At 71.8% G+C, this 25,914-nt stretch carries 19 protein-coding genes; 14 read left to right on the top strand and 5 right to left on the bottom strand.

Features of this window, described 5'->3' with window-relative positions:
• Positions 1-11 precede the first annotated feature (11 nt).
• Genes ABGB06_RS33100 through ABGB06_RS33085 form a run of 4 tightly spaced genes read left to right on the top strand, consistent with a single transcriptional unit; the run spans position 12 to position 4,892 of the window.
• On the top strand, positions 12-1,079 hold the full coding sequence (locus ABGB06_RS33100; RefSeq protein ID WP_347596970.1) for a hypothetical protein: 1,068 nt from the start codon (positions 12-14) through the stop codon (positions 1,077-1,079).
• 4 nt (positions 1,080-1,083) lie between these two features.
• Positions 1,084-2,439: an MFS transporter gene (locus ABGB06_RS33095; RefSeq protein WP_347596967.1), complete on the top strand. Its 1,356-nt coding sequence runs from the start codon at positions 1,084-1,086 to the stop codon at positions 2,437-2,439.
• A gap of 36 nt (positions 2,440-2,475) precedes the next feature.
• Entirely contained in the window at positions 2,476-3,291 is an 816-nt protein-coding gene (locus ABGB06_RS33090; protein ID WP_347596964.1) for an enoyl-CoA hydratase/isomerase family protein, read from the top strand.
• Positions 3,288-4,892 (top strand): AMP-binding protein, encoded by a 1,605-nt coding sequence (locus ABGB06_RS33085; protein WP_347596961.1) that lies wholly within the window; start codon positions 3,288-3,290, stop codon positions 4,890-4,892. Before ABGB06_RS33090 ends, ABGB06_RS33085 begins: the two co-directional genes overlap by 4 nt.
• A 21-nt stretch (positions 4,893-4,913) precedes the next feature.
• Here the strand turns inward: ABGB06_RS33085 and ABGB06_RS33080 are convergent, their stop codons facing one another.
• From ABGB06_RS33080 to ABGB06_RS33070, 3 genes are read right to left on the bottom strand one after another with little or no spacing between them, the layout of a single operon-like run.
• Positions 4,914-6,350, bottom strand: a complete 1,437-nt coding sequence (locus ABGB06_RS33080; RefSeq protein WP_347596958.1) for an aldehyde dehydrogenase family protein — start codon at positions 6,348-6,350, stop codon at positions 4,914-4,916.
• Positions 6,347-7,486 carry a mandelate racemase/muconate lactonizing enzyme family protein gene (locus ABGB06_RS33075; RefSeq protein ID WP_347596955.1) on the bottom strand — a complete coding sequence of 380 codons (1,140 nt, stop codon included), beginning with the start codon at positions 7,484-7,486 and terminating at the stop codon, positions 6,347-6,349. The genes ABGB06_RS33080 and ABGB06_RS33075 overlap by 4 nt, the downstream gene beginning before the upstream one ends.
• A complete protein-coding gene (locus ABGB06_RS33070; protein ID WP_347596952.1) occupies positions 7,483-8,136 on the bottom strand; it encodes a GntR family transcriptional regulator in 654 nt (217 codons plus the stop codon). The genes ABGB06_RS33075 and ABGB06_RS33070 overlap by 4 nt, the downstream gene beginning before the upstream one ends.
• A gap of 139 nt (positions 8,137-8,275) precedes the next feature.
• Between ABGB06_RS33070 and ABGB06_RS33065 the strand changes: the two genes are divergently transcribed.
• The 4 genes from ABGB06_RS33065 to ABGB06_RS33050 all read left to right on the top strand — a co-directional run bounded on the left by ABGB06_RS33065 (position 8,276) and on the right by ABGB06_RS33050 (position 14,335).
• Positions 8,276-10,027 (top strand): IlvD/Edd family dehydratase, encoded by a 1,752-nt coding sequence (locus tag ABGB06_RS33065; RefSeq protein WP_347596949.1) that lies wholly within the window; start codon positions 8,276-8,278, stop codon positions 10,025-10,027.
• 80 nt (positions 10,028-10,107) lie between these two features.
• Positions 10,108-10,743: a bifunctional 4-hydroxy-2-oxoglutarate aldolase/2-dehydro-3-deoxy-phosphogluconate aldolase gene (locus tag ABGB06_RS33060; RefSeq protein ID WP_347596947.1), complete on the top strand. Its 636-nt coding sequence runs from the start codon at positions 10,108-10,110 to the stop codon at positions 10,741-10,743.
• A gap of 25 nt (positions 10,744-10,768) precedes the next feature.
• The gene (locus tag ABGB06_RS33055; protein ID WP_347596944.1) at positions 10,769-12,181 is read left to right on the top strand and encodes an Nramp family divalent metal transporter; all 1,413 of its coding nucleotides are present in this window, start codon (positions 10,769-10,771) and stop codon (positions 12,179-12,181) included.
• 117 nt (positions 12,182-12,298) lie between these two features.
• Positions 12,299-14,335: a right-handed parallel beta-helix repeat-containing protein gene (locus ABGB06_RS33050; protein ID WP_347596941.1), complete on the top strand. Its 2,037-nt coding sequence runs from the start codon at positions 12,299-12,301 to the stop codon at positions 14,333-14,335.
• Between the two features lie 40 nt (positions 14,336-14,375).
• Here ABGB06_RS33050 and ABGB06_RS33045 read toward each other — a convergent pair whose 3' ends face one another.
• Positions 14,376-15,110, bottom strand: coding sequence for an FCD domain-containing protein (locus tag ABGB06_RS33045; protein WP_347596939.1), 735 nt, complete (start codon positions 15,108-15,110; stop codon positions 14,376-14,378).
• A gap of 171 nt (positions 15,111-15,281) precedes the next feature.
• Here ABGB06_RS33045 and ABGB06_RS33040 point away from each other — a divergent pair, with 171 nt between their 5' ends.
• The 6 genes from ABGB06_RS33040 to ABGB06_RS33015 all read left to right on the top strand — a co-directional run bounded on the left by ABGB06_RS33040 (position 15,282) and on the right by ABGB06_RS33015 (position 25,399).
• A complete protein-coding gene (locus ABGB06_RS33040) occupies positions 15,282-17,681 on the top strand; it encodes a beta-galactosidase (RefSeq protein WP_347596936.1) in 2,400 nt (799 codons plus the stop codon).
• The gene (locus tag ABGB06_RS33035) at positions 17,674-19,008 is read left to right on the top strand and encodes an ABC transporter substrate-binding protein (protein WP_347596933.1); all 1,335 of its coding nucleotides are present in this window, start codon (positions 17,674-17,676) and stop codon (positions 19,006-19,008) included. Before ABGB06_RS33040 ends, ABGB06_RS33035 begins: the two co-directional genes overlap by 8 nt.
• Entirely contained in the window at positions 19,005-19,976 is a 972-nt protein-coding gene (locus ABGB06_RS33030) for a sugar ABC transporter permease (RefSeq protein WP_347596930.1), read from the top strand. The genes ABGB06_RS33035 and ABGB06_RS33030 overlap by 4 nt, the downstream gene beginning before the upstream one ends.
• The gene (locus ABGB06_RS33025) at positions 19,973-20,845 is read left to right on the top strand and encodes a carbohydrate ABC transporter permease (RefSeq protein ID WP_347596928.1); all 873 of its coding nucleotides are present in this window, start codon (positions 19,973-19,975) and stop codon (positions 20,843-20,845) included. Before ABGB06_RS33030 ends, ABGB06_RS33025 begins: the two co-directional genes overlap by 4 nt.
• Before the next feature lie 42 nt (positions 20,846-20,887).
• On the top strand, positions 20,888-22,153 hold the full coding sequence (locus ABGB06_RS33020; protein WP_347596925.1) for a cellulase-like family protein: 1,266 nt from the start codon (positions 20,888-20,890) through the stop codon (positions 22,151-22,153).
• A gap of 216 nt (positions 22,154-22,369) precedes the next feature.
• Complete coding sequence (locus tag ABGB06_RS33015; RefSeq protein ID WP_347596922.1) at positions 22,370-25,399, top strand: family 16 glycoside hydrolase; 3,030 nt, start codon at positions 22,370-22,372, stop codon at positions 25,397-25,399.
• A 60-nt stretch (positions 25,400-25,459) separates the two neighbouring features.
• On the opposite strand, the gene ABGB06_RS33010 is transcribed toward ABGB06_RS33015, so the two are convergent.
• Entirely contained in the window at positions 25,460-25,879 is a 420-nt protein-coding gene (locus ABGB06_RS33010) for a MarR family transcriptional regulator (protein WP_347596919.1), read from the bottom strand.
• Positions 25,880-25,914: the final 35 nt, after the last annotated feature.

The raw sequence follows: 25,914 nt of genomic DNA, 5'->3' as shown, positions 1-25,914 counted from the left end.
GGCACAGGACCATGGAAACGCAGGCAGCGACGACCACCGAACTGGAACGGCTCCGGTTCACCTCGGCACTCTCCACGACCTTCTTCAGCAGGATGTTCTCCGCGCTGACCGCGATGACGTTCCGGGAGAAGGGAGAGCGGGCCGTCAACAAACTCTGGTTCGAGGTGCTCACCAACCACCAGGGCGACCGGTACGCCGAAGGGCTCCGCAAGCTCGGAATCCACGACGATCCGCCCGCCGTCGCCGCGGCGAAGTACCACTACCTCACCAACATCATCGGCGGCCTTGACATGGAGTACGTCGAGGAGTCGCCGCGCAAGGTCTGGGTGCGGTACCGGGCCCCGATGTGGATGTACGCGGGCGTCGCGATGATCGCCATGCCCGCCTCGGTGCGCCGCACGGTCTTCAGCTCGTGGCACCCCCGCAACGGCAGGTACATGAACTGCCCGCGGCTCGGCTACGTCGGCACGAAGTTCTCCATGGAGGGCGACCCCTACGACGAGGGCTACTTCATCGAGTACGACCACGACATCGACCCGTCGCAGACCATGCGGTACGAGGTGGCGCTCCGCACCCCCGAGTTCGACCCCGAGGCCGCGCCGAAACTCGATCCGGCGCGATGGCCGGAGGAACGCGTGCTGAAGGCACGCCCCAAGTTCTCCTCCGGATACGTCCAGGCGACGGTCGACTCCCTCTACGGAACCTACGGCGAGTTCGCCAGCCACCAGATCGTCGCCTCGGCGTCCCGGCTCCTCGGGATCCAGCTCACGCCGGAACTCGCCGCCCGGGCCGGCGTGGCCGGCAGGTCGGTGGCCGACATCACCACGTTCCACGAGCGGCTCCTCGCCGCGGCCCGCAGGGACGTCAGCGTCCGGCGGGTCGACGAGCGCACCCACCGGCTGGAGGTGGCGTCGTACCATCCGTTCGGCGAGTCCTACCCCGAGGGGTTGCGGCAGGCGTTCTTCGAGTTCCACCGTGCGGCGACGCGGATGCTCAACGGACACGTGGAGATTACCCGCACCGCGCACCCGGACGGCGAGACCTGGCAGCTCACCGACACCGGCACCTGGCTGTGGTGACGCCATGAACGCCATCGACTCGACGGCTCCCGCACAGACGGGACCCCGCACCGCGCAGGACCGCAGGATGGCGATGCGCGCGCTCGCCGGCGTGTCCGCCGGCAACTTCGTGGAGTGGTACGACTTCGCGATCTACGCCTACTCCTCGACGGTCATCGCCGACCTCTTCTTCCCGTCGGGGAACGACACCGTCGCGCTGCTGGGCACCCTGGCGGTCTTCGGCCTCACATTCGTCACCAGACCCCTGGGCGGCGTCTTCTTCGGCCGCCTCGGCGACCGGATCGGCCGGCGCAACACCCTGGTCGCCATCCTCACGCTGATGGGCGTCAGCACCACCCTCATCGGCCTGCTGCCCACCTACGACACGGTCGGCATCGCCGCACCGATCCTGCTGACCCTGCTGCGGCTGTGCCAGGGGTTCTCGGGCGGCGGCGAGTCCTCCGGCGGGGCGACGTTCCTCAGCGAGTACGCGCCGAGCAACCGGCGAGGCACCTGGAGCGGCCTGTCCAACAGCACGCAGACCCTGCCGTTCGCCGTGGCCGCGCTGCTCATCCTGGTGCTCAACACCTGGCTGGGCGACGCCGACTACGAGGGCTGGGGATGGCGAATACCGTTCCTCATCTCCGCGCCGTTCGCGCTCGTCGGGCTCTTCCTGCGGATGCGGATCGACGACACCCCGGTGTTCCGGTCCCTGGAGAACTCGAAGCGGGTCGCCCACGCCCCGCTGCGCGAGGTGCTGAGCGGCTACCGCCGTGAGCTGCTGGTGCTGATCGGGATCGCCTCGCTCAACGCGGTCGCCTTCTACACGGTGTCGAGCTACTTCACCACGTACCTCCAGGAGGTGGTGGACCTCAGCGCGACGACGGCGCTCGCCTCGAACAGCCTCGCCCTGCTGGCCTACAGCCTGTTCATCCCGCTGGCCGGGATGGTCGGCGACCGCGTCGGCAGGAAACGGGTGATCCGCGCGGGTGCGCTCGCGCTCGCGGCGCTCGCGGTGCCCGGCTATCTCATCGCCGGAAGTGGCGGGTTCGGCCTGGCCGTCGTCGGCCAGCTGCTCATCACGCTGCCGCTGGTGACCGTGGCCTCCGTCGTCGCCGTGGCGCAGGCGGAGCTGTTCCCGGCCGCGGTGCGCTACACCGGCGCGGCGCTCGGCTACAACATCGCGTACGCCGTGTTCGGTGGTTCGGCGCCGTTCCTCGGCCAGTACCTGGTGCTGGTGACCGACAACAAGCTGGCGCCCGCGTTCTACCTCATCGCGCTCGCGCTGCTCGCGCTCATCCCGATCAGGGCGCTGCCGGAGACGTCGAGCCTCTCCATGCTGCGGGCCGACAACGCGATGCTCACGCCGAAGGCGCACTGACCCGAGAGAGCTGACCCCAAGAGAAAGGAGCGGTCGATGACCGACGAGATCCTGGTCGAGAACCGCGACGGAGTGGCCGTCATCACCCTGAACCGGCCGGCGGCGCTCAACGCCTGGACCATGCGCATGCAGGACCGCGTGCGGGAGCGGGTGGCGGCGCTGGCCGCGGACGACGCGGTGCGCGGGATCGTCTTCACCGGCGCGGGCGAGCGCGCGTTCTGCGCCGGTCAGGACCTGGCGGAGACGGCCGCGTTCGACGCCGACGAGGACGTCGACCGGTGGCTGGACAACTTCCGCGCCCTCTACGAGACCGTGCTGCAGGTCGACAAACCGGTCGTCGCCGCGATCAACGGCGTCGCGGCCGGCTCCGGCTACCAGTTCACCCTGCTGTGCGACGTCCGGGTGGCGCACTCCGAGGTCACCATGGGCCAGACCGAGGTGAGTTCCGGAATTCCCAGCATCACCGGCATGTACCTCACCCGGTCCGCGCTCGGCACCTCGCGCATGCTGGAGCTGATGCTCAGCAGCCGGCTGATGGGCATGGACGAGCTGACCGCCGTCGGCCTCGTCCATCATGTGGTGCCGCGGGAGCGGGTGCTGGACAGGGCGATCGAGGTCGCGCACGAGATCGCGGCGCTGCCGACGGTCGCGGTGGCGCTCACCAAACGGCGTTACCGGGAGCATCTGCTGCCCGGGCTGCGCGAGGCGTTCGCGGCGGCCGCCCGCATCGACAAGGAGGCCTGGGCGTCCGGGCAGCCGCAGCAGGTGATGCGCGAGTTCTTCGAGGCCCGGAAGGCCAGGAAGACACGAGGGGCGGAGCGGGCCGCGGCGGGCGGGAGCGGGAGGTCGTGACCGTCGAGCCCGACCCACGGCACCTCGCCGCGCTCACCGGAGCCACCCTTCCCGAGCTGCTGGCCGCCGCCGCGGCCGAGCGCGGCGAGGCCCCGTACGCGACCTTCGCCGGGGAGGAGATCACCCTCGACGCGCTGGCGGCGGCCGTCGCGGACGCCCGGCGCGGGCTGGCCTCGCTGGGCGTCCGCCGCGGCGACCGGGTGGCCGTGATGCTGCCCAACCATCTCGAGCACGTGGTGCTGGTGCACGCGCTGGTGGCACTGCGAGCGGTGTGGGTGCCGGTCAACACCCGGCTCCGCGGCGAGCCACTCGCCCATGTGCTGACCGACAGCGATCCGAGCCTGCTCGTCGTCGATCCGGTGCACGCGCCGGAACTCGCGACCCTCCCGCCCGGCGGCGCGCCGCCTCGGGTGGTCGAGTACGCGGGCGGCGCGGTCGCGCCCTGGCGCCACCACGGCGCCGGGGTCCGGCCGGCGCCGGCCGGACCGGACGGCGGCGGAGGCGGCGGGGACTACGGCGCGGACGACATCGTCAGCATCATGTACACCTCGGGCACGACCGGACCCGCCAAGGGAGTTCAGGTCACCGACCGGATGCTGCGGGCGGCGGCCCTCGGCGCCGCCGAGGTGAGCGCGTCGCGGGAGGGGGACACGTTCCTCCTCTGGGAGCCGCTGTGCCACGTCGGCGGCGCGCAGGTGCTGTTCGTCCCGCTGCTGCGCCGGGTCCGGCTGGCCCTCGTCGAGCGGTTCAGCGCCTCGGCCTTCTGGTCCCAGGCCGTCGCCGCGGGCGCGACGCACATCCATCACCTCGGCGGCATCCTGCCGATGCTGCTCAGCCGTCCCCGGTCCGAGTCCGAACGCGACAACGGCGTGCGCGTCTCGTGGGGCGGCGGGATGACCAGCGAGGCCTGGCGGGAGGCGGAGACGCGGTTCGGCCTGCGCGTGCACGAGTGCTACGGGATGACCGAGGCGTCCAGCATCTCGACGGCGAACGTCTCCGGCGTCGGCGGCGGCATCGGCCGGGCCCTGCCGTGGTTCGACGTCGAGGTGCATGACGAGCGCGGCCGGCCGGTCCCCGACGGCGAGAGCGGCGAGATCGTGCTGCGCCCGCTGGTCGAGGGCCTCGTGACGCCGGGCTACTTCCGCAACGACGAGGCCACCGCGCGGTCCCGCCGCGGCGCGTGGTGGCGGACCGGCGACCGTGGCCGTCTCACCGGCGGTGCGCTGCACTTCGTCGGCAGGCTGACCGACTCGCTGCGGCACCGCGGCGAGAACGTCTCGGCCTGGGAGGTCGAGGCGGTCGTCAACACGCATCCGGCGGTCACCGAGAGCGCCGTCGTCGGCGTGCCCGCCCCGGAGGGCGACGAGGACGTCAAGGTGTTCCTCACCGTCGCCGACCCGGCCGCGTTCGATCCGGTCGGCTTCCTCTCCTGGTGCGGGCAGCGTCTCGCCCGGTTCCAGGTGCCGCGTTACGTCGCCGTGCTGGACGAGTTCCCGAAGACGCCGAGCCTGCGCATCCAGAAGTCGCTGCTGTCGCGGAAGACGAACGACTCCTTCGACGCGCGGGGCGACGCGCGGGGCGGCTCGGGGCGGACGCGTTGACGCCCGCCCAGGATCGGAGGATCAGCGGTGGTCCCCGACCGCAACCGTCTGCCGCGTGAGGAACATGTCGAGTCCCAGCTGCGCGCCCTCCACGCCGATCCCGCTGTCCTTCAGACCGGCGAACGGAACCTGCGGGGTGTTCGGGCTTCCCGTGTTGACGCCGACGATCCCGACGTCCAGCGCCCGGGCCACGTCGGCGGCCCGCCGGGGTGCGCCGACCACGTAACCCCCGAGGCCGTAGGGACTGGACGCCACGGCCTCGAGGACCTCCTCGATCGCGTCGTACTCCAGCACGGACACGGCCGGGCCGAAGATCTCCTCGCGCACGAAGGCGCTGTCGCGCCCCGGCCGGACGCTCACCGCGGGCCGCGCGAAGTGCCCGGCCCGCGGCACCGCGGTGTCGGCGCGCCACACCTCGCCGCCCGAGGAGTCCACCAGCCCGTCCACGCGCGCGGGGTCGGAGGGCAGCGCCAGGGGCCCGAGCGTCGTCGCCTCGTCGGCGGGGTCGCCGAGCACCAGCCGGTTCGACGCCCGGCCGAACCGGGCGGCGAACTCGTCGGCCAGCGCCCGGGGCGCCCACACCTGGTTCGCGGCGATGCACGACTGCCCGTTGTTGCGGTACTTGGCGACCATCAGGACGTCCACCGCCAGATCGAGGTCGGCGTCGTCGAGCACGACGAAGGGCGCGTTGCCGCCGAGTTCCAGCACGGCCCGCGTGAACCGGGGGGCGACGGCCGTGGCCAGCAGGCGCCCCACCCGGGTGGAGCCGGTGAAGGTCAGGCCGCGGACCCTCCGGTCGGCCAGCCACACGTCGGATATCACCGCGGGCTCCCCCACCACGGTCGACACGACGCCGTTCGGCAGGTGCCGGTCGACGACCTCGGCCAGGTACAGGCCCGAGGCCGGGGCCACCTCGGAGGGCTTGAACAGCACCGAACATCCCGCCGCGAGGGCGGGCGCGATCTTGCGCGCCGGGATCGACACCGGAAAGTTCCACGGGGTGAGCACGGCGACCACCCCCAGCGCCCGGTCTCCCACCTCGTGCCGCAGACCGGGGACGTGGTCCCAGACCTGCCCGGCGCGACCACTGACCACGTCGGCGAACCATTCGAAGAAGGCGGCCGACAGGGCGACCTCGGCGCGCGACTCGGCGATCCGCTTCCCGGTCTCGCGGGTGATCAGGCCGGCGAGTTCCCCGGCGGGCCGGTCCTCGCGGAGGTCGGCGGCGACCGCGCGCAGCGCCGCCGCCCGCCGGCCGGCCGTCAGCGCGGCCCAGTCCGGCTGCGCGCGGGCGCCGCTGTCCAGGGCCCGGCGCGCCTCCGGCTCGCCGCCGTACCACACGCTCGCCCAGGCGGCGCCCGTCGCGGGATCGACCAGCTCGTGCCGCGTCGGGTGTTCGGGCGCCACCGGCTCCCGGCCGATGCGCGCGCCGATGAGGGGTTGGGTCGTGTTCGTCACGAAAGCTCCAGGGTCTCGTCGTGGCAGGTCACCCGTTCCAGCGCCGAGGTGTCGAACCGGACGCCCAGTCCTGGCAGGTCGGGCAGGTCGAGCCGGCCCTTCTCGGGGGTCGGCGGATCGAGGAGAAGCGGGTCACGCAGGGGGTTGTCGCGCACGTCGTACTCGACGCCGCCCACCACGCGGCACGCCGCGGCCACCTGCAACGTCGCCGCGAAGGCCGCGGCCCCGCCGTAGAGGTGGGGCATGACGGCGGTGTCGTGTCCCTCCGCGACGTCGCACACCGCGAGCGCTTCGGTGATCCCGCCGGCCTTGGCGACGTCGGGTTGCAGGATCGCGACCGCCGGCGAGGCCGCGTAGGCCTCGAACGTCGCGCGTCCGTAGAGGTTCTCGCCGGTCGCGATCACCAGGCCGGTACGCCGGTGCAGCTCCTCCAGGTCGGCCAACCCGTCGCCGCGGACCGGTTCCTCGATCCACCCGACCCCGGCATCGCGGAGCACCGGCGCCATCGCCACCGCCTCGTCGAGGTCCCAGCCCTGGTTCGCGTCGGCGTAGAGGAGCACGTCATCGCCGAGCGTCTCCCGCGCCACGGCGAGATTGCGCGTGTCGGTCTCCCGCCCGAAACCGAGCTTGACCTTCGCCGCGGCATGTCCGGCGCCGCGGCAGCTCGCCGCCTGCGCCGCCACCGACTCGGGGCCCAGGCTGCTCGCGTAGACCCGGACGCGGTCGCGCACCCGGTGCGCGGCCACGCGCGCTATCGCGGCGCCGGCCCGTCGGCCCCGGAGGTCCCACAGGGCCACGTCGACCGCGCTGATCGCCTGGCGGACCGGCCCGGGCGCGCCCCACTGGCGGCCCAGCGGGTCGAGCCGGTCGCACAGGTCGGCGTGCACGGCCGGCACGTCGTCGATCCGACGCCCGGCCAGCAGCGGCAGGACCCCCTCCCGCAGGGTGGCCGTGCGCTCCGCGACCCCCCAGGGCGGATAGTTGACCCAGCTCTCCCCGTGGCCGGTCGTCCCGTCCTCGTCGGTGAGCGAGACCAGGACCATCGTGCGCTCGCGCAGTGGCGAGAACGACATCGCTATGCCGTCGCGAACCGGCGCGCGGAGCACCCGGATCCGGGCCGTGGCGACGCGCGTCACCGCGGCCCCGCCACCTGTTCGGCCAGCACGGTCCGCAGCCGGGCGATATGCGCCCGGGCGGCCTCCTCGGCCGCCGCCGGATCGCCCGCCTCCATGGCCGCGACGATCGAGCGGTGGTCGGCGATCGCCAGTCTGGGTCCCCCGGTGACCAGGGTGGTGCGCATCGCCAACCGCACCTGGGTCTGCACGTCGTCGAGCATGCGGACCACCTCCGCGTTGCCGGCGGCCTCCCGGATCAGCCGATGGAAGGTCAGGTCGGCCTCGGAGGCGGCCGTCGCGTCGCCCGCCGCGACCGCGTGACCGTGTTCCTGGAGTACGTCCTCGAGCGTCCGGATCAGCCGGCGGCCGGCGTTCTCGACCGCCAGTCGGGTCGCCAGGCCCTCCAGGACCTCCCGCACCTCGTAGATGGCGATCAGCGCGTTGATGCTGACGTCGGCCACCACGGCGCCCCGGCGCGGTTCCTCGCGGGCCAGTCTCTCGTGCACCAGGCGCGCGATGGCCTCCCGGACCGGGCTCCGGCTCACGCCGAACCGCTCGGCCAGGGCCGGAACGCTCAGTCGAGCGCCCGCCGGGAGATCCCCGGCGAATATCCACTCGCGCAGCTCGTGATGGACACGATCGGTGACGCGGGGATCGCTCGCGACGGACATGACTCACCCCTGGGTTCTCATCCGTGGGACAGGCTCCGCGCAGCTTACATGTAACACTGGTTAATTTACATGCAGACGGTCTTGCTACATGTAAATCGATGCTGTTACATGTCGCTGGTCATCTGGCGGAGGGAACGAGATGCCCGAGGAAAACAAGCCCACTGCCCAGCGACGCAGCGCAGCGTGGTTCGGGCTCGACGGAAAGCTGGGGTTCGTCCACCGGTCGAAGCTGTACAACCGGGGCGGATCCGCGGCCATGTTCGACGGCCGCCCGGTCATCGGGATCGCCAACAGCGCGTCGGATCTCGCGCCGTGCAACGCCCATCTGGGACAGGTCGCCGAGGCCGTCAAGCGCGGCGTGCTGCTGGCCGGCGGCGTCCCGATGGAGTTTCCGACGATCTCCCTCGGGGAGACGCTGATGCGCCCCTCGGCGATGCTGTTCCGCAACCTCATGGCGATGGACGTCGAGGAGACGCTGCGCGCGAACCCGCTCGACGGCGTGGTCCTGCTGGGCGGCTGCGACAAGACCGTGCCGGCCCAGGTGATGGGCGCGCTCAGCGTCGACCTGCCCACGGTCATGGTGACCGGGGGTCCCGCGCTGAACGGGCGCTTCCGCGGAGAGGCGATCGGGTCCGGCACCCACGTCTGGAAGTTCAGCGAGGAGGTCCGGGCGGGGCGGATGACCTCGTGCGAGTTCCGGTCGGCGGAGGCGTGCCTCTCCCGGAGCGCCGGCCACTGCACCACCATGGGAACGGCGTCGACCATGGCGTGCGTCACCGAGGCGCTCGGCCTCTCCCTTCCCGGCAGCGCGGTGGTCCCGGCCGTGGACGCGGGCCGGGCCCGGATCGCCGAACAGGCGGGAGCGCGGATCGTCGCCATGGTCGAGGAGGGGCTGACCCCCTCGCGCGTCCTGGACCGGCGGTCGTTCGCCAACGCGGTGCGCGTCAACGCCGCGATCGGCGGTTCCACGAACGCGGTCGTGCACCTGCTGGCCATGGCCGGCCGTGCGGAGGTCGACCTGGCCCTCGACGACTTCGACAGGCTGGCGGCCGACATCCCGCTGCTGGTCGACCTGATGCCCTCCGGCCGCTTCCTGATGGAGGAACTGCACGACGCCGGCGGCCTGCCGGCCGTCGTCCGCGAACTCGGCGACCTGCTCGACGGCTCGGCCCTGACCGTCACCGGCAGGACGCTCGGCGAGAACTGCGCGGACGCTCCGAACTGGCGCCCGGACGTGGTACGCGGCCGGCAGAACCCGGTCGCCGAGCCCGGCTCCCACACCGCGGTGCTGCGTGGGAACCTCGCGCCGGACGGCGCCGTCATCAAGCTCTCCGCCGCATCGCCCGAGCTCGTCCGGCACACCGGTCCCGCGCTCGTCTTCGACACCATCGAGGACTACGACGCCCAGAAGGACTCCCCGGAGCTGCCGGTGACCCCCGAAACCGTCCTGGTCGTCCGCAACGCCGGTCCGGTCGGATATCCGGGCATGCCGGAGATCGGCAACCTGGCCATCCCGCGGAAGCTGCTGGACCAGGGCGTGCGGGACATGGTCCGCATCACCGACGGCCGGATGAGCGGCACCTCGTACGGGACCGTGGTCCTGCACGTGACGCCCGAGGCCGCCGTCGGCGGACCACTCGCCCTCCTCCGGAGCGGCGACCGCGTCACCCTGGACGTTCCCGCCCGACGGCTGGAGATGGACGTCCCCGAGGACGAACTCACCGCGCGCGCGGCCGAGAACGCGACCGCCGACGACCTACGGAAGGGCCCGGAGCCGGGCTCCGGCTGGGCGGCGCTCTACCGGAGCCACGTCAACCAGGCCGACACGGGCGCCGATCTGGACTTCCTGACCGGGCGCCGCGGACACGCCGTGCCACGCCGGCACCTCTGAGTCGGCATCCCCGAGCCGACACCTTTCCACCCTCGTGTACCTTTCGCACTTTCCGCACCGTTCGAAACGAAGGCCGCACCATGAACGATCTCCTGAGTGACCTGAAACGCGACCGCCTCCTGATCATCTTCCGCGGCCAGTCTCCCAGCCAGTGCGCGGACCTGGCCGAGGGCCTCTACGAGGCCGGCGTCCGGCTCTTCGAGGTGACGCTGAACAGCGCGGACCCGCTCGCCGGGATCACCGCCGTCCGCGACCGGCTCGGCAGCGACGCGCGGGTCGGCGCCGGCACCGTGCTCACCACCGAGGAGGTGGGCCAGGTCGCCGACGTCGGCGGCCAGTTCGTCGTCTCCCCGGACATCGACCCACGGGTCGTCGAGCGGACCAAGGAGCTCGGCATGGGCTCCGTGCCCGGCGCCCTCTCGCCGACCGAGGTCGTCCGGGCGGTCCGCGCCGGAGCCGACGCGGTCAAGGTCTTCCCCATCAGCTCGGTCGGCGCCGGACACATCCGGCAACTCCGCGGCCCGCTGCCCGACGTGCCGTTCGTGGCCACCGGAGGCGTCGACGAGGCCCTGGCCGAGGCGTGCGTCGAGGCCGGATGCGTGGGCGTCGGTGTCGCCGCCGGACTGCTCGGCGATCCCGCCGACATCGAGTCGGTGGTCCGAGGTGCCAGGCGACTCGCCGAGGCGACCGCCCGACCCGGCCGGCTCCGGAGCTGACCACCAGCGTCCTGTCGAAGGAGACATGTTGACTGCCACCGAAGTCCTCGCCCCCCAGCAGGATCCCTACGAACTGCGGCCCGAGGATGTCCGCAACCCTCCCGAGACCCTCCGGGGTCGGCTGCGCTACCTCGGCCCGGGCATCGTGCTCACCGCCTCGGTCGTCGGATCCGGCGAACTCCTCGTCACCACCTCGCTCGGCGCGAAGGCCGGGTTCGCCCTGCTCTGGCTCGTGATCGTCGGCGCGGCGGTCAAGGTCTGGGTGCAGGTGGAACTGGCCCGATGGACCATCCTCAACGGGCAGACCGCGCTCGCCGGCTACGGCAAGGTCGGGCCCCGGATCGGCCCCATGGGGTGGATGAACTGGCTCTGGATAGGCCTCGACACCGCCAAGAACTTCCAACGCGGCGGCGTCATCGGCGGAACGGCCGCGGCCTGTTCCATCGCCTGGCCGATAGCGGGTGGGGAACTGAGTCGCACCTCGCTGGTCCTCTGGACCGTCATCGTCACGGCGGTGAGCGTGCTGCTGATGAGCAGCAGCCGGTACAGCGTCGTCGAACAGGTCACCACGATATCCGTGGTGCTGTTCACGACCAGCACCATCGCGCTCGTGCTCTCGCTGCCCTTCACCCCGTACACCTACTCGGCGGGCGACTTCGGCACGGGGCTGAGCTTCGCGATCCCGGCCGGGACCATCGGACTCGCCCTGGCCATGTTCGGCTCCACCGGCGTCGGCGCCGACGACATGACCAACTACACCTTCTGGTGCCTGGAGAAGGGGTACGCCCGCTGGACCGGTCCCGACGACGGCAGCGAGGAGCGCGCCCTCCGCGCCGAGGGATGGCTGAAGGTCATGCAGCTCGACGTGCTGGTCTCCTGGGTGATCTGCACGCTGACCACGCTCGCCTTCTACGTCATGGGCGCCTCCGTCCTGGCCCCGCAGAACGCCGTCCCCGAGGGGAACGACGTCATCACCACGGTGTCGCGCATCTACACCGACACGCTCGGCCCGTGGGCCGAGGTCGTCTTCCTGGTCGGCGCCGTCGCGGTGCTGTTCTCCACGCACGTGGCCGCCGTGGCGGCGGTGCCCCGGCTCTGGACCAACACCCTCGGGCTGATGGGCGCGATCGACTGGAACGACCTGGCGGTCCGCACCCGTTACCTGCGGATCTTCACGGTCGTGCTGCCGGCCATCTGGGCGGCCATGTACCTGTTCGTCCAGTCCCCCCTGCTGCTGCTCCAGATCGGGGCCATCGGCAACGCGATCTTCCTGCTGGCGGTGCTCGTCGCGGTCTGGCACCTGCGCACCACGGAGGTGGACCGGCGCTTCCGCGCCAGCCCCTGGGTCACGCCCGTCCTCGCCGTGAGCACCGTCGCGATCACCGGGCTGGCCGTCTACGCCCTGCTGGAGGTCTTCGGCATCTCCGTCAACGGTTAGGCCCTGTCAGGAGATCCCGGCGGCTCCTCCCCTCGGCTCCAGGCGATTGACGTGATCCGATCATGCCTCTACGGTCCAGGTCGGATCTGTCAGTCAACAGACATATGAGGAGCCGCCATGCCATCGGGGCGTCGAACCAGACACTGGAAACGCGACATCGTCGGCGCCCTCGCGGGCACGCTGGCCGCCGGCGCGCTGGTGGCCACCGCCGGGGCGGGTCCCGTCGCGGCGGCCGATCCCTTCACGATCGTCGTGGCGCCCCGCGGCCCGCAGGGGGCGCCGGAGGGGGACGTCGTCGTCGGGTCGATCGCCGCGGCGAAGGCGATCGCGGGCACCCATGCCCGCGATCGGGACACCCTCGTGCTCCTGGACGGCGGCACCTACGAGTTGGACCGGCCGCTCCGGTTCGACGCCACCGACAGCGGGTCCCACGGCCACACGGTCACCTGGGCGAGCGCGCCGGGCGAACGTGCGGTGCTGTCCGGCGGCGAGCGGGTCACCGGCTGGACGCCGCACGATCCGGAGCGGAACATCTGGGTGGCCGACGTGGCGCGCGGCACCGAGTCCCGCCAGTTGTACGTCGACGGCCAACTGGCGGAGCGGACCCAGCTGATGCTGGGCGCCGACGAGGACGACAGGGCGCATCTGACCTGGACCGAGCGCGGGCTCGTCCTCGAGGACGACAGGTTCGGAGACCTCAGCGAGCTGGGCAACCAGTCCGACCTGGAGATCGTCAGCATGGGGTCCTTCACCGACCGGATCTCCCCGGTGCGGAGCATCGTGGGCAACGAGATCCGGATGGTGCAGCCGGCCTGGGAGAACAACAACTTCGGCTACGACACCCTCAAGTCGCCGTACAACCGGGGCGCGCTCTATCTGGTCAACGCCTACGAGTTCTTCGACGGCCCCGACCAGTGGTACCTCGACTCGCCCGCCGGCAAGGTCTACTACCAGGCCGAACCCGGCACCACGATGGACGACGTCGACGTGCGGCTGCCGAACCTGGAGACGCTGGTCGAGATCGGCGGCGACCAGGACCGGCCCGTCCGCGACCTGGAGTTCCGCGACCTGCAGTTCTCGCACACCACCTGGCTGCGGCCGAACTCGCGGTGGGGCTACGCCGACCAGCAGAGCGGCGCGCACATCGTCGGCGAGTACGATCCGCCCGCCGACTACCTGACCACGTGCCAGGACGGCTGCCCGGAGTTCGAGGAGACCCGGAACGAGTGGTGGCAGGTGCCCGGCGCGGTACAGGTCTCGGCGGCGACCGACGTCACCTTCGACGGCAACCGGTTCGACCAGCTCGGCTCGGTCGCCCTCGGCATCGGCATGGACCCCAACGCGCACGGCACGGGCGTCGGATACGGCGCGTCGGGCATCGAGGTCGTCGGCAACACGATCTCCGACTCCGCGGGCTCCGGCATCGTCGTCGGCGGTGTGCAGCCGAACGCCCACCATCCGAGCGATCCGCGGATGACGAACCACGACATCACCATCGCGGACAACACGATCACCAGGATCGGACAGAACTACCGCGACAGCGCCGGCATCCTCTCGACGTACGTGACCCGCGCGACCATCTCGCACAACACGCTCACGGACCTCCCCTACGACGGGATCGACATCGGCTGGGGCTGGGGCATCAACGACCCCGGCGGCAACCAGTACTACCGGGACGCCGGGCTGTACGAGTACCAGCCGATCTACGACACGCCCACCACGTTCCGGGACAACCGGGTGAGCCACAACCTGATCTACGACACGAAGAACGAGATGCACGACGGCGGCAGCATCTACTCGCTGTCGGCCAGCCCCGGCACCGTCATCGAGCACAACCACATCTATGACAGCCGGGAGACGTTCGGGATGCTCATCGACCAGGGCTCGCGGTACATCACGGTGCGGGAGAACGTGATCCTCGACAGCGACCGCTACATCTACGTCAACGCCGACATCGAGGGCGGCCCGGACGTCTTCAACACCCTCGACTGCGCGTTCGTCGGCAACTGGTGGACCGGCGGGAACGAACGCACCCCGACCGACCCGGAGTTCGGCTTCACCTGGAGCGACAACGTCGACCTGAACGACGTCCCGCGCGAGGACTGGCCCGACGCGGCCCACCAGGTGATGGCGGAGGCCGGCGCCCGCCGCTGACCCCCGCGCCCCGCCCGGCCGCCCCGCCCGGCCGCCCCGCTCAGCCCTCCGGCGTCGCCCGGTGGGCCTGCGGGGCGGCGTAGCCGGCGATCTGGTCCAGGTCGTGTACGGCCATGGCGAGCAGATCGAGCATGGCGAGCTCGGCCCGTGCGGGGTCCTGGTCGCGGACCGCGTCGAGGACGGTGCGGTGGCTGGGCACGGGATCGTGGGTGCCGGCGTGCGAGTGCACCACGTGGTCGCGCTCGCGCAGCACGGGCTCCAGCAGCAGGTCCATGCGGGCGAGCATCTCGTTGCCCGTCGCGGCCAGCAGCGCGCGGTGGAAGGAGACGTCGGCCTCGGCGGCGGCGACGGAGTCGGCCCGGGCGCCGGCCATGGCGGCCAGGGCCGACTCCAGGGCGTCGAGGTCGGCCCGGGTGCGGTGCAGCGCGGCCCGGTGCGCGGCGGCGGGTTCGACGATGGAGCGCACGTCGGCCAGGTTGCGCATGATCCGCTCGCCGAGGCCGCCGGATATGTGCCAGCGGACGACGTCCGGGTCGAGGAGGTGCCAGTCGCCGCGCGGCCTGACGAAAGTGCCGCGCTTCTGGCGGGCGTCGACGAGTCCCTTACCCGCCAGGACCTTCAGCGCCTCCCGCATGACGGTGATGCTGACGTCCAGTTCGTCGCCGACGGCCCGGGGGTCGAGCGTCGCGCCCTCGGGCAGTTCGCCGCTCACGATGCGGACGCCGAGGGCGTGCACCACCTGCCCGTGCACGCCGCGGCTGGTGTAGGACGCCATGTCGGCTCTCCCCCTGGGTGCTCGGATGCAAGGAAGGACGCGGCCAGGTGGCTGACCGGATGGCGGCATCCTACCCCCGAAGATTAAATATGAATACATCTTGACAGCGTCGAGGGCCGCCCACACGATGAACCCACTTCACCGAGCCGCCCGATGCAGGAGCCAGCTGTCATGTTGTTGCTGCGTGCCCACGAACCGCCCGCCGTCCTCGCGGGCCATCTCCGGATGGGCAGTCCGCCCGGAGCGCCCGCGCCCCTGGCCGTGGACAGCCGTCGTCTGCTGCGCGCGGGCCGGCCCTGGATCCCGGTGATGGGCGAGTTCCACTTCAGCCGGTACCCCGCCGCCGAATGGCGCGAGGAGCTGCTGAAGATGCGGGCGGGCGGCATCGACCTGGTGGCGACGTACCTCTTCTGGAACCAGCACGAGGAGCGGAGGGGGACCCACCGCTTCGACGGCGACCTCGACGTGCGCCGGTTCGTCGAGCTGTGCGCGGAACTGGACCTGGCGGTCGCCGTGCGCATCGGCCCCTGGTCCCACGGGGAGTGCCGCAACGGCGGCTTCCCCGACTGGCTGACCGGGACGGGATGCGTCCCGCGCACGGACGACCCCGCGTACCTGGCGCTGGTGCGGCCGTACTACGCGCGGATCGCCCACGAGCTGCGTGGCCTGTGGCACCGCGACGGCGGCCCGGTGATCGCCGTGCAGGTCGAGAACGAGCTGTACGACCAGCCCGGGCATCTCGCGACGCTGCGGCGCCTGGCCGAGGAGGCCGGAATCCACGCCCCGCTGTGGACGGCCACCGCGTGGGGCGCGGCGCAGCTACCCGAGGACGTGCTGCTGCCGCTGTACGGCGGCTACCCGGAGGCGTTCTGGGAGGACGCCCACCCGGGGTGGGCGCGGGAGATGCGCCGCCACTACTTCTTCACCCCGATCCGCGACGACCACGCCATCGGGGCCGACCTCCGCGACGCGGCGCCCGCCGGCAGCGGCCCGGACGACCGCCGCTACCCGTACGCGACGTGCGAGCTCGGCGGCGGCATGGCCATCGCCTACCACCGACGGCCGCTGGTGCCCGAACGGGACGTCACGGCGCTGGCGCTGACCAAGCTCGGCAGCGGTTCGGTGTGGCAGGGCTACTACCTCTACCACGGCTGTTCGCAGCGGCTGGACCACGGCGTTCCCAACCAGGAGTCCCACGCCACCGGCTATCCCAACGACCTGCCCGCGGTCACCTACGACTTCCAGGCGCCGCTGGGCGAGTTCGGGCAGGTCCGCCCCGCCTTCCACGCGCTGCGCCAGCAGCACCTCCTCCTCCACGACTCGGGCGCCGCGCTGGCGGACATGCCGCTGTCGCTGCCCGACACCGAGCCCGGCGGCCTGGACGACCGCACGACCCTGCGCTGGGCGGTGCGCTCGCGCGGCGACGAGGGCTTCCTCTTCGTCAACAACCACCAGCCGCACGAGCCGCTGCCGGACCACGAGGGCGTGCGCTTCGTCGTGAAGTTGGACAGCCGGACGCTGACCCTGCCCGAGGAGCCGGTGACCGTGCCGTCCGGCGCCTGCTTCGTCTGGCCGCTGGGATACGAGCTGGGGCGCGGGGTGCGCCTGGTGTGGGCGACCGCGCAGCCCCTCACCCGCCTGGACGTCGAGGGCACGCCCACCGCCGTGTTCGCCGGCACCGAGGGCGTCACGCCCCGGTTCCTGCTGCCCGGCGGCACGCGGGTCGAGGGGCCCGCGCACGCACGGGAGGTGGCCGACGGCACGCTCGTCACCGTGCCGGATCCGGGCACCGGCGCGTCGCTGACGGTCCACGGCCCGCGCGGCCCGGTCCGCGTGCTGGTGCTCTCCGCCGAGCAGGGGCGACGGCTCGGCCGCGTCCGGGTCTGGGGGCGCGACCGGCTGGTGCTCTGCGACGACCTGGTGCTCGCCGACGGCGAGGAACTGCGCGTGCACACGGCCGCCGCCCCGGACATCGCCCTCCTCCCCGCGCCGCCCGAGTTGACGGGCGGCGCCAGCGGACCCGGGGTCCCGGACGGCGCCTTCACGCGCTGGGCCCTGGGCCCACCCGCGACCCCGCCACCGACGGCCCCCGCCGTCACGTGCGTACGGTCCGAGGCCGTCGCCGCCCCGGCCCGCACCGGCGGCTCCCACGCCCGGGCCTCGGCCCCGCTGGACGCCGACTTCGAACGGGCCTCGCACCACCACGTCACCATCCCGCCCGAGGTCTTCGAGGAGGAGAACGGCGAGGTACTGCTGCGGGTCCGGTACACCGGCGACGTGGCCCGGGCGTACGTCGGCGACAGGCTCGTCGCCGACCACTTCTGGTACGGCCCCGACTGGGAGATCGGGCTGCGGCGCCACGCCGCCGAGATCGTCCGGCACGGGATCGAGCTGCGGATCCTCCCGCTGGCCGGGGAGAGCCGGATCCACGTGAGCCCCGCCGCGCGCGACGGCCTCGACGCCGCCCGCGCCGGGACGTCCGTCGACGCCGTGTCAGTCGTGCCGCTGCGGCGGATCGGCCTCCACGCGTCCGGCACCTCCCGGGCGGCACGAGGAGCCAGCGATGACTGACCGGAAGCCCCCCGGCCGCAGGGCCCTGCTGCGCGGCGGCGCGGGCCTGGGCCTCGGCCTGCTGGCCGCGCCCGCCCTCAGCGCGTGCGGCACCGCGAGCTCCACCCCGGTCGCCTCGGGTCCGGTGGACATCAGCCTGTGGACGCACGACCCGGGCTACATCACCACCTTCGAGGCCGCCGTCGCCGACGCGGCGCTGATGCGCGGGTCCCGCTTCGAGTTCGGCGTCGACATCACCAACGCCGCCCCCAGCGACATCGTGACCCGCATGATCGCCCAGGCGGTGGCCGACGGCGACACGCCGGACCTGGCGGGCATCGTCATCGACCAGTTCCCGCGCGTGATGGTCTCGGGCATCGCGGAGCACCTGTTCACCGAGCTGACCGAGACCGTGCGGCCGTTCGGGGACGACCTCCTCAAGCTCGCCCCGTACACGGTCGACGGCGTTCCCTACGGCCTGGACTCGGACAACTCGATCACCGTCTACTACTACCGTCGGGACCTCTTCGACGAGCTCGGCGTCCCCGAGGACGTCGAGACGTGGGAGGAGCTGGCCGAGCACGGCGAGCGGCTGAACGCCGACCGCGAGATCAGCCTCGGCATGGTCGCCACCGGTGACAACGGCTCGATCGTCAACGGCTTCCTGCAGTTCCTGCTCCAGCGCGGCGGCGGCGTGTTCGACGAGCGCGGCGAGATCACGCTCCAGTCGGCCGAGGCCGTCGAGGTGCTGGAGTTCATGGCCCGGGGCGTGCGCACCGGCTTCCTGCTGGCCCTCCCCGACCCCTACGGCAGCGCCTGCGCCGCCGCGCTCAAGTCGGGCCGCCTCGCCGGCACCGCGATGCCCAACTGGTACAACGCCTACGGCCTGCAGGCCAACGTGCCCGACCAGGCGGGCAGATGGCGGATGCGCACCCTGCCCCGCTTCAGCGGCGGCGGGCACATCGCCTCCACCCTGGGCGGCACCGCCTTCACCGTGCTGAAGGACAAGGCCCGTTCGGACGCCGCCCTGGAGCTGCTGCGGCGGGTCTACCTCACCCGCGAGGGCCAGCTGCTGCGCTACCGCTCCGGCGGCTACCTGCCCACGCTGCGCTCGCTCTACGAGGACCCCGAACTCCTCGACATCGAGGACGAGTTCCTCGGCCAGCGGGTCTTCGACGTCTACGGTCGGGCCGCCGACGACCTGCCGCTGTTCCGCCAGGACGCCGGAATGCAGATCCTCACCGACGTCCTCGGCGGGCCCGTACTGGACGCGCTGCGGGGCCGCACCTCGCCCGCCGCCGCGATCGAGGACGGCCTCGCCGCCTACCGACAGCAGGTGAAACGATGACCTCTCCGCCCACCACCCGCGGCGCGGCCCGCACCAGACCGCCGTCCGGCCGCGGCGCCCCGCCCGCGGCGGCGACGCCGAGGCCCTCGTGGTGGCTGCGCCACCAGCGCACCCTGGCCCCGTACGTCTTCATCTCACCCTTCTACCTGCTGTACGGACTCTTCCTGCTCGTCCCGATCGGCGTCGGCCTCTACCTGAGCTGCACGGAGTGGGCGGGCCTCGGCGCCCCGCGCTGGGTGGGTCTGCGCAACTACCAGGACCTGCTGACCGACAACAGCTTCTGGACGTCGGTCCGCAACACCTCGCTGTACGTCGTCTTCACCATGTGCGTCGTCGTGCCCGCCGCGCTGCTCATCGCGCAGGCCCTCAACGCCAGGGGGCTGCGTGGCCGCGACATGTTCCGGCTGGCGTACTTCATGCCGGTCGTGATCTCCCCCATCGTGGTCGCCCTCGTCTTCGGCCTGGTCTTCGACAACGAGTTCGGCCTGGTCAACGGGCTGCTGGAGGCCGCCTTCGGCTTCGGTGGCATCGACTGGCTCGGCGATCCCGCCTGGGCCCGGGTCACCGTCGTGATCCTCGTGCTGTGGCGCTGGACGGGCTATCTGACGATCTTCTTCCTCGCCGGCCTGCAGAACGTCCCGAAGGAGCTGTACGAGGCGGCGGCGATCGACGGGGCAGGACCGGTGCGGCGGTTCTGGGAGGTCACGCTGCCCTCGCTGCGTCCGGTGACCGCGTTCGTCGCCGTCACCGTGCTGATCAGCACGGCCCAGATCTTCGAGGAGCCGTTCCTGCTCACCCAGGGCGGCCCGGGTGAGTCCACCCTGTCGGTCGCCATGTTCATCTTCCGCGCCGGGTTCCAGCGCCAGCAACTCGGCTACGCGGCCGCGGCCGGCGTCCTCCTCTTCCTCGTCGTGTTCGCGCTCGGTCTGCTCGCCATGCGGGCCCTGAAAGTCGGGAGAGACCAGTGACGGTCACGACCACCCACGCCGAAGCGCCCCGCGACCAGGGGCGCGGCCGGACCACCGGCGGGCGCGTGCTGCTCTACGCGTTCCTGACCAGCCTGCTGGTCATCTTCGCGCTGCCCCTGCTGTGGGCGCTGTCCTCCTCCTTCAAGGCGCGCAGCGACATCTTCAGCTACCCCCCGCAGCCGCTGCCGCTGCCGGCGACCCTGGAGAACTTCCGCGGGCTGCTGGACGGTCAGCCGTTCTGGACCTGGTTCGTCACCAGCACCCTGGTGGCGGGGATCTCCACGGTGGTGTCCGTGGGGCTGTGCTCGCTGGCCGGGTTCGCCTTCGCCAAGTACCGCTTCCGGGGGAAGCGGTTCCTGTTCAACCTGATGTTCAGCTCGCTGGCGGTGCCGTTCGCCGTCATCGTCGTGCCGCTGTTCATCATGGTCGCCAAGGCGCACCTGACCACGCCGTACTTCGCGCTGGTCGTGCCCTGGGTGGCGCCGGCGTTCGGCATCTTCATGATGCGGCAGTACACCGAGCAGGCGGTGCCCGACGCCCTGTTGGACGCCGGCCGCGTCGACGGCTGCACCGAGTTCGCGCTCTTCCGCCGGATAGCGCTGCCCCTGCTGCGGCCCGCGCTCGGCGCGCTGGGCGTGTGGTCCTTCCTCGCCAGCTACAACAGCCTGCTCTGGCCGCTGATCGTGGTCAGCGACCCGGAGAACTACACCCTGCCGCTCGGCATCCAGGCGCTGTTCGGCGCCACCGGCCGCCAGTACGACCTGGTGCTGGCCGCGTCGGTGCTGGCGGCCGTGCCGAGCCTTCTGGTGTTCTTCCTGCTGCGCAGGCAGCTCCTCGAAGGACTCACCGCCGGCGCCGTGAAGAACTGACCCCGAACCCCCACCCCGCCCGAGAGGAAAGGCCCACCCGTCGTGCCCACCGCGCCTCCCGCCCATCTGCCGGACAAGCTGACCATCTCCCTGTGGGACTTCTCCTGGTACACCCGCACCGGCCCCGGTGAACCGTTCGACGACCTCGACCGCGCCTTCGCCGAGGCCGTCGACCGCGGCTACAACACCGTCCGCGTCTGTGCCATGCCGCTGCTGCTCTTCGGCACCGGGCTCGACACCCGGCGGCTGCGCCTCTGCCCGCTCGGGGGAGCGTACGGACAGCGCGTGCGCTGGTACGACGTGGCAGGACAGGCCGAGATCGACGGCCGCGCCCATCTGCTCGCCCTGTTCCGGGCGGCTCGCCGGCACGACTGCTACGTCGTCCTCTCCAGTTGGGAGTACCAGCAGAGCCCGGCCTTCGCGGGCGACCGCGCCTGGTTCGACGCCGTGATGGCGATCGAGCCCGAACGGCGCGCCGAGGCCCTGGCCGACGCCCTGGCGGACCTCGTCGACTTCCTCGCCGCACACGACGGGCTCGACGACCGCGTCGCCTTCACCGAGCTGCACAACGAGGTGCAGGCCGGGCGGCTCGCCGACGGCCTGCCGGCCGGGGACGCCGTCCTCGCGCTCAGGCCCCGGTTGGAACGCGGACTCGCCCGGTTCCGCGAGCGGCACCCGGAGCGCCCCGTCACGGTCAACTACGCCCACGTCCCCGTCGGCTCGCTGCGCGGCCTGCCCCAGGGCATGGACGTCGCGGTCTTCCACCCCTACGTCTACGGTGTGCTCGACGAGTTGTTGGAGACGTTCGCGCTCCGCGACGCCGAGCGCCCCTTCCCGCAGGAGCTGGCCCGACGCGAGCTGCTGCGCCCCGGCGCGCCGGACCTCGCGGACTGGCTGCCTCCCGAGGAGGACCGCTGGCGGCTGGAGGCCACCGTGGTCGGCCGGCGCGAGGTGTACGTGCACGACTGGTGCGACCCGGACGCCTGGGACGCGTGGCTGTACGACCGGTACGCCAGCTACCGCCTGGTGATGGCCGAGCGGCTGCACATCTGGATCGACGCGGCGGCCGACTGGGCGGCGGGCGCCGGCGTCCCGCTCGTCTTCGGCGAGGGCTGGATCGGCTACACCCCGCTGCACGGGACGTTCGAGGAGGGCCCGGTCGGCGCCGCGTTCTGCCGGCGCGCCGTCGCCGCGGCCGCCCGGGTCGGCGCCTGGGGCACGGTCGTGTGCTCCAACGCCGCGCCGCAGCATCCGATGTGGCGGGACATCACCCTGCAACGGGACTGCGCGGCGCTGCTCCGCGCCTAGCACACCACGCTGTTCGACTTCGAGGGGAGGGCGCCGCCGGCCCTGCGGGCCTACCGCGACGCCTGACCTCGCGGTCCTGCGGAACTCCGACGCCGACCGGAGAAGTTTCCACGGATCCTGGACAAAGTATGGACGCCACAAGACAAAGTCCCTAGTCTCTGCGCCGCGCAGCCTGGATTCCGGGCTCTCCCCTCGCCGTCCGCGTCAGGAGGAGCAATGACCAGACCGCACGACCGCCGGCACCCTCGAAGTCTCCGCGGCCGACTGGCGGGCACGCTCGCCGCGTCCGTCCTCGCCGGGGCCGCCTGGGCGGCACCCGCCGCCGGACAGGAGCCCGAGCCGCTCGCCGACCTACCGCCCCAGGAGCCTGGGGTGACCATGCGCAGCTACGACGTGCAGACGCCGCTCGACGAGATCTGCACGCTCAAGTCCGGGCAGACTCCGAACGTCGACAAGCTGATGACCGACATCGACTGGACCACGGCCGACCACTTCGGCCTTGAGGACAACTTCGTCTCGCACGCGATCGGCAACATCAACGTGCCGCAGGACGGCACCTACACCTTCCGCCTCACCAGTGACGACGGCTCGCGGCTGTTCGTCGACGACCAGGAGGTCATCGACCACGACGGGCTGCACGGTGCCGAGCCCAAGGACGGCACGGTCGAGCTGACCGCCGGTTACCACTCCCTGTTCATCGAGCACTTCGAGGCCGGCGGTGGGCAGCAGCTCACGCTCTCCTGGCAGCCGCCGGGCGCGAGCGGCTTCTCCGTCGTGCCGAACTCGGTGCTGAGCACGGACGCCGGCGTCGTCCGGGTCACCGCCCCCGGCCGCAAGGAGTGCGAGGGCACCCAGGACTCGCCGGGCGACGGGCTGCCGCTGGACGGCGTGCACCCGGACTACGAGCTGACCGACCTGCGGCCCAGCGGCTTCGAGCCGCAGGTCACCGCTATGGAATGGCTCCCCGACGGCCGACTCGCGGTCGCCACCTGGGGCGGGGGCGGCTCGCCGGACGAGCAGCCCACCGAGGGCGAGGTCTACCTCCTGGACAACGTCACCGGCGCCACCAGCCCCGACCAGGTCACCATCAAGAAGGTCGCCGAAGGGCTGCGGGAGCCGCAGGGCCTGAAGTACGTCGACGGCTCGCTCTACGTCTCCCAGAAGCACGAGCTGACCGAGCTCTTGGATCTCGACGGTGACGAGGTCACCGACGAGTACCGGACGGTGGCCACCTGGCCGTGGGGCGGCAACTTCCACGAGTTCGCCTTCGGCCTGCTCTACAAGGACGGGTACTTCTACCTGAACCTGTCCGTCGCCATCGACCTCGGCGGCGCCACGACGGACCCGCAGCCCGCGGAGAACCGCGGCACCACCATCAAGGTGAACCGAGAGACCGGCGAGGTCAGTTACGTCGCGGGCGGCCTGCGCACCCCCAACGGCATCGGCTGGGGGCCCGACGACACCCTGTTCGTCACCGACAACCAGGGCGGCTGGCTCCCCTCGTCCAAGCTCGTGGAGGTCGACCAGGACGACTTCTTCAACCACTACACCAACCCCGCGGGGCCGTTCGACGACCAGCCCGTCAGCGACCCCGTGCTGTGGCTGCCGCAGAACGAGATCGCCAACTCGCCGAGCACGCCGCTCTACCTCGAGGAGGGAACGTTCGCCGGGCAGATGATCTTCGGCGACGTGACCTACGGCGGCATCCAGCGGGCGTACCTGGAGGAGGTCGGCGGCGACTACCAGGGCGCGGTCTTCCGCTTCACCCAGGGCCTGGAGGCCGGCGTCAACCGGATCAGCATGGGCCCGGACGGCGCCATCTACGCCGGCGGCATCGGCGCGGGCGGCAACTGGGGCCAGGCGGGCAAGCTGACCCACGGCCTGCAGAAGCTGATGCCGACCGGGAGCGACGCCTTCGACATCCTGGAGATGCGCGCGACCAGCACCGGCTTCGAGCTGGAGTACACCCAGCCGCTCTCCCAGGAGACCGCCGACGCGCTGGCCGCCAGCTACGCCGTCGAGCAGTGGCGCTACGTCCCGACCGCCGAGTACGGCGGGCCGAAGGTCGACGAGGAGACCCTCACGGTGAGCTCGGCGACCCTCTCGCCCGACGGAAAGACCGTCACCCTGGAGATCCCGGGCCTGAAGCCGGACCACGTGGTCCACGTGCGCTCGCCGCGTCCGTTCACCGACGAGAGCGGCCAGGAGCTGTGGAACACCGAGGCGTGGTACACGCTCAACCACATCCCCGGTGCGCAGGAGTCCGGGCCGTCGCTGTACGAGGCGGAGGAGGCTCAGCTCGACGGCGGCGCGACGCTCGCCGACGACCACTCGGCGTACTCGGGACGCGGTTTCGTCGCCGGCTACGGCACCGAGGGTGCCAGCACCACCTTCACGGTCGACGCGGAGGAGGCCGGCAGTTACGACGTCGGGGTGCGCTACTCCAACGGCCCCGACCCCTTCACCGGGACCAAGACGCTGAGCGTGTACGTCAACGGGGAGAAGGCGAGACAGACGAGCCTGCTGAGCACCGGCACCTGGGACCAGTGGTCCACCCAGACCGAACAGCTACCGCTGCGCGCCGGCAGCAACACCATCACCTACGCCGTCGACAGCGGTGACACCGGCCACGTCAACCTCGACCTGCTCACCGTCCATCCGTCCGGCAGTACGGTGACGCTCTTCGACGGCGCCGACCGGTCGGCCTTCCAACACACCGACGGCGGCACGGTGGAGTGGCCGCTGGTCGGCGACGGCGCGATGGAGGTGTGCTGCGGGGACATCCGCACCAAACAGGCGTACCAGGACTTCCAGCTGCACGTGGAGTACTGGCTGCCGGAACTCCCGCCGGACGTGACCGGGCAGGACCGCGCCAACAGCGGCGTCTACCTGCAGGATCGCTACGAGATCCAGATCCTCGACTCCTACGGCGACGACACGCCGGCCGCCAACGAGGCCGCGGCCATCTACGAGCAGAAACCCGCCGACGTCAACGCGGCCGAGCCGCCGGGGACCTGGCAGACGTACGACATCACCTTCCGCGCCGCCCGCTTCGACAGCGACGGCACCAAGACGGAGGACGCGCGCGTCACCGTGGTGTGGAACGGCGTCACGGTCCACGACGACGTGGCGCTCACCGGCCCGACGGCCGGCGGCTCGTCCGAGGGACCGACGGCCGGCCCGATCCGGCTCCAGGACCACGGCAACCCGGTCCGCTACCGCGATCTCACCATCCAACCCGTGTAATCCGCACCCACCCCCTCACTCACCCCGGCCGACAGGCGGTACCCACCGCCTGTCGGCCGGTCACTCGGGCACGGCGATGCGCAGCAGCAGGTCGTGCAACGTCCGGCGCTCCCGCGGGGCCAGCGGAGCCAGCAGATCGTCCGTGACGCGCTGGGCGGCGGTGTCGCTGTCGCGCAGGAAGACCCGTCCCGAGTCGGTCAGGACGACGACGCGGCCGCGGCGGTCCGCCGGATCGGGGCGTCGTTCGGCGAGGCCCGAGCGCTCCAGATCGTCCACGAGGCTGACGATCGCACTCGGGTCGTAGCCCAGCCGGGAGCTCAGTTCCCGTTGCAACGCGCCGGAGACGGTGGAGAGATAGCGCATGAGGGCGTAGTGCCGCAGGCGGAGGCCCGACTCCTGGAGCGTGGCGTTGAACAACTGCCCCGAGCGCAGGCCGAGCCGGTAGAGCAGATAGCCGCTGTCCGAGTGGAGCGAACGCATCCATGGCTCGGCGGTGTCCACGGCCTCGGGGGCGT

The sequence above is a fragment of the Streptomyces sp. B6B3 genome (assembly GCF_039871525.1).
Taxonomy (GTDB): Bacteria; Actinomycetota; Actinomycetes; order Streptomycetales; family Streptomycetaceae; genus Streptomyces.
Note: the sequence above shows the minus strand (reverse complement) of the source record. Positions and strands in the feature narration are given on the sequence as shown.

Bases quoted from the DNA above. Each gene is read 5' to 3' on its own strand.
- ABGB06_RS33040 (WP_347596936.1), top strand. From the start codon at position 15,282: ATGTTGTTGCTGCGTGCCCACGAACCGCCCGCCGTCCTCGCGGGCCAT.
- ABGB06_RS33100 (WP_347596970.1), top strand. From the start codon at position 12: ATGGAAACGCAGGCAGCGACGACCACCGAACTGGAACGGCTCCGGTTC.
- ABGB06_RS33050 (WP_347596941.1), top strand. From the start codon at position 12,299: ATGCCATCGGGGCGTCGAACCAGACACTGGAAACGCGACATCGTCGGC.
- ABGB06_RS33010 (WP_347596919.1), bottom strand. From the start codon at position 25,879: ATGCGTTCGCTCCACTCGGACAGCGGCTATCTGCTCTACCGGCTCGGC.
- ABGB06_RS33065 (WP_347596949.1), top strand. From the start codon at position 8,276: ATGCCCGAGGAAAACAAGCCCACTGCCCAGCGACGCAGCGCAGCGTGG.
- ABGB06_RS33070 (WP_347596952.1), bottom strand. From the start codon at position 8,136: ATGTCCGTCGCGAGCGATCCCCGCGTCACCGATCGTGTCCATCACGAG.
- ABGB06_RS33055 (WP_347596944.1), top strand. From the start codon at position 10,769: ATGTTGACTGCCACCGAAGTCCTCGCCCCCCAGCAGGATCCCTACGAA.
- ABGB06_RS33095 (WP_347596967.1), top strand. From the start codon at position 1,084: ATGAACGCCATCGACTCGACGGCTCCCGCACAGACGGGACCCCGCACC.
- ABGB06_RS33015 (WP_347596922.1), top strand. From the start codon at position 22,370: ATGACCAGACCGCACGACCGCCGGCACCCTCGAAGTCTCCGCGGCCGA.
- ABGB06_RS33035 (WP_347596933.1), top strand. From the start codon at position 17,674: ATGACTGACCGGAAGCCCCCCGGCCGCAGGGCCCTGCTGCGCGGCGGC.
- ABGB06_RS33045 (WP_347596939.1), bottom strand. From the start codon at position 15,110: ATGGCGTCCTACACCAGCCGCGGCGTGCACGGGCAGGTGGTGCACGCC.
- ABGB06_RS33060 (WP_347596947.1), top strand. From the start codon at position 10,108: ATGAACGATCTCCTGAGTGACCTGAAACGCGACCGCCTCCTGATCATC.
- ABGB06_RS33090 (WP_347596964.1), top strand. From the start codon at position 2,476: ATGACCGACGAGATCCTGGTCGAGAACCGCGACGGAGTGGCCGTCATC.
- ABGB06_RS33030 (WP_347596930.1), top strand. From the start codon at position 19,005: ATGACCTCTCCGCCCACCACCCGCGGCGCGGCCCGCACCAGACCGCCG.